The sequence below is a fragment of the Wohlfahrtiimonas larvae genome, from assembly GCF_002006755.1.
Classification (GTDB): Bacteria; Pseudomonadota; Gammaproteobacteria; order Cardiobacteriales; family Wohlfahrtiimonadaceae; genus Wohlfahrtiimonas; species Wohlfahrtiimonas larvae.
Genome location: NZ_MVDO01000262.1, coordinates 1 through 1379 on the forward strand (window position 1 = coordinate 1; position 1379 = coordinate 1379).

At 33.0% G+C, this 1379-nt stretch carries 1 protein-coding gene; it reads left to right on the plus strand.

All coding sequences use genetic code 11. The features are described 5' to 3' along the window. Nucleotides 1-192: 192 nt before the first annotated feature. On the plus strand, nt 193-1379 hold a 1187-nt coding region (locus BZK14_RS12940; protein WP_245831365.1), incomplete at its 3' end, for an ABC transporter transmembrane domain-containing protein.

The following is a 1379-nucleotide window of genomic DNA, read 5'->3' on the forward strand; positions in this document are numbered from 1 at the left end:
TTTAAATATTTATACTGATTAATAAAGGTCTGAAGTCATATAAAATATTTGTAATTTAATACTATACTCAATGAATCAGGCACTAAATAATATTAATTTAGTGCTTTATTTTGGTGTTAATGATTATGTATAGATTTAGGTATTTTAATCCTAAGTATTTAAATCTATGGGTAACTAAATAGGTATAAAATTGTGCATCAAAAAGAAGATCTAGATATAACGAAACATAATTCACCTTCTCAGGATCAAAATATTTTTGATTATAGTCACTGGATTGAGGCAGTAATTACGATCGCAAAATCTTATCGATTAGAGGTTTCTAAAGAAAATATTACTTTAACGAGTTATTGGTTAAAAAATTCACCTTTGAGTGATGTGTTAAGAGGGATAGCTAGACAAGCAGGGTTGAGTGTTAGTGTAATTAAATTTACTTCTAAAGAATTATCCGTATGGCGTTTACCATTGGTTGTTCAATTTCATGATGGACAAATTGCTGTAATAGATGCCATTGATCAGAATGGTCAAGTTTCTATAACTTATAGTGGTGATGGTGGTGTTCGAAGTCAGATTAGTCAGGAACTATTATTAGCTAATGTCAAATTAGCTGTTGTATTACGACCATCTCATACAGTACCAGATTCCCGTATTGATGATTATGTTCAATCACATGATCAACATTGGTTGAAAAAGCTCATATTGAGAGATTGGAAGCCCTATAGCCATGTTTTTATAGCCTCTTTTTTAGTTAATATTTTAGCCTTATCAGGCATTTTGTTCACTCGGCAAGTTTATGACCGTGTTATTCCTGCTGAATCATATCCCACATTATATGTATTATTCAGTGGTGTTATGATTGCGATTATCTTTAGCTTTTTATTACAAAAGTTACGTACTCGAGTGATTGATTTGCTAGGAAAGCGGGCTGATCTCAGAATTTCAGATCGAGTTTTTGGTCATGCATTACGCATTAAGAATGCTCATAGACCTAAGTCAGTAGGGACGTTTATTTCTCAAATTAGAGATTTAGATAGTGTGCGTGAGATGTTTACATCTACAACTGTGACAGCATTTGTAGATGTCCCTTTCTTTTTATTATTTTGTGTTGTCTTTTGGTCTTTGGCTGGTAGTTTAGTTTGGATTCCAATAATTGCTGTGATTTTAATGATTTTACCTGGGTTGTTGGTGCAAGGTAAGTTACGAGCTTTATCGAATGAAGCGATGAGAGAAAGTTCGTTGCGCAACTCGATTTTAATTGAGGCAGTACAAGGCAATGAAGATATTAAAACATTACAAGCAGAGCAACGCTTCCAACATCAGTGGAATAATTATAATGCTGTATTAACAGATGTTAATCTTCGCTTAAGATCTTTGACGAGCAC